The following is a 2,017-nucleotide window of genomic DNA, read 5'->3' as shown; positions in this document are numbered from 1 at the left end:
TGCCAATCAAAAAATAAAAGTTGCCTAATCAGTTCAGCCCTAGATAAAAAACATTCCGAATTATTGACTTATGAGCAGTTTATCTGCCTAATCCGATATTCTTTATCCTTTTCCTTGATATAGTTCAAAATATACTCATAATCAACTATTTTCCCCGGAATTATAGTTAGATCACCTTCTGCCTCCCATTTACGATACGTGGGTTGTCTATCAACGTCTTTATCATATTTAGACTGTGGTACAAAAGAATGCGACATTAAATATATTCTGCCGTCTGGTAATGGAAATTCCAATGTTACCGCCGTGAAGTCTTCTGTTTCTGATAAATCAAACCCAGCAACAGGACGTATCAACTTCAATTCATCTAAATCTATGTGGTTTTCTGCATTCGATAGAATTGTTTCATTATCCAAAAAGCTCAATTCGCTAGATTCACTGAAAATATTAAACACCTTAGTGATCCAATCCAATTTTTCTCCCGGAACTCTACGAGAGCTTTTCCAACTGCTCAACATATTAAGTCCTTGCATCATTGGGAAGTTAGGATTGGCTTTTATCCATAATTCTGGATCATCAATTTCATCTTCACTATCCATTGCTGCTAGATAATAAAATGTACGTTCGTTTTCGTTATTGTCATAATGAGACAGAACACCACGAGCGGTGGCTATCATTTCAACCAATGGTCCATTCAATTCATATCCAGCTGTGGTAATGTAAATTGTCATTGGTTGTGAACGCATACCCATTGAGTTTCGCATAACGTTTATCAATGAATAATCTTTATATTCATGAATTTCATCAAACACAGCCATGTGGGTATTGTAACCATCTTTTCCTGATTTTTCAGCAGACAGTGCTTTTATAACAGAATTTGATTTTGGATATTCTATTTCTGTTTTCTTGGTTACAAATCTATCACTTAAAAACGGACTTGCTTTAATCATTTTTCCAGTTTCTTCAAACAGCAATCTTGATTGATCTGCTCGGTTGGCTAGTGCATATATTTGCGCACCTTTTTCGTTATCAAAACCAGCCATATATGAAGCTAATCCTGAAATCAGGGTCGTTTTCATTGTTATTAACCACAAGTTTTTTACCTTGCGCTCTGGAGGTCGCCCTCATTTTCATCAACGTGTCAATTCACGTTCAGCTTAGCATACATTTTCAATTTAATTAAAAATTGCTGGATCCTCTTGGCGAGATTATATTTATTCACTCGATATGCGTTACACTGTTTGTTAGCCTTTCGCAATCTAACAACTTAGCTCGGTATCTTCTCAATTTTATAACCTATTAATCTTTTATATCTATTCGGACTGCCGACTACACTTTTGTAAGGCAAGCCGCTTTTGATCAACTTTCTCGCTAATGCTGACCCTATTCCGGCTTTTTCTTCAAGCTCTCTAAATCCATAAAACATTTCGCTGGTTCCGTCAGTTGATATTACTTTAATTTTTGTTGCGCCAACATGATTTTTACCTGTTTTTTTAGACATGGCTTCTTTGTGCTTTTCTGACTGTCGCTTGCCTAGCATACCTTTTGGATGGTTGTGAGTAACACCCCACTTTACTTTTCCATTTGTCATTGGGTTGTTTTCTTTTTTCAAAGACCAAGACCGATGACTAGCTATTTGGAACTCGGTTTGATGTTTACCAAGCATTCCCCTTGGATGAACTTTGTAAATAACACCGCCACCACCACCTTTAGAAACATTATACCCAAACCTACTATCGGTTGCCTTATATTGAGCTATGGTTTTTATTTCTCGTTCTATCGCTTCTTCAAAAGTTAATCCGCTTTCTAAGATGATATGTTCAAAGTTATCAAAACCATATTTTTTTATAGCGTTCCAAAATGGTCTATTAGGATTCTCTTTCCCTTTGGGCCTGTAGTATATGCCATTGAAAGACCATCTTTTTGCCGGGTCTTTCGTTATTCATATGGTAGATTGCAAGAATTAACCGAACACTGCAAACTGCTGAAAAACCTTTCGTGGTGATTGCCAGTTGAGTGT

2 protein-coding genes are annotated in these 2,017 nt (G+C 36.5%); both read right to left on the bottom strand.

All coding sequences use genetic code 11. From position 1 onward, the window contains the following. Positions 1–68 precede the first annotated feature (68 nt). Positions 69–1,076 carry a terminase large subunit domain-containing protein gene (locus IEU71_RS10005; protein ID WP_004913867.1) on the bottom strand — a complete coding sequence of 336 codons (1,008 nt, stop codon included), beginning with the start codon at positions 1,074–1,076 and terminating at the stop codon, positions 69–71. A 188-nt stretch (positions 1,077–1,264) separates the two neighbouring features. Then, complete coding sequence (locus IEU71_RS10000; protein ID WP_004913872.1) at positions 1,265–1,663, bottom strand: hypothetical protein; 399 nt, start codon at positions 1,661–1,663, stop codon at positions 1,265–1,267. Positions 1,664–2,017: the final 354 nt, after the last annotated feature.

This window comes from Leuconostoc falkenbergense (assembly GCF_014634805.1).
GTDB lineage: Bacteria > Bacillota > Bacilli > Lactobacillales > Lactobacillaceae > Leuconostoc > Leuconostoc falkenbergense.
Note: the sequence above shows the minus strand (reverse complement) of the source record. Positions and strands in the feature narration are given on the sequence as shown.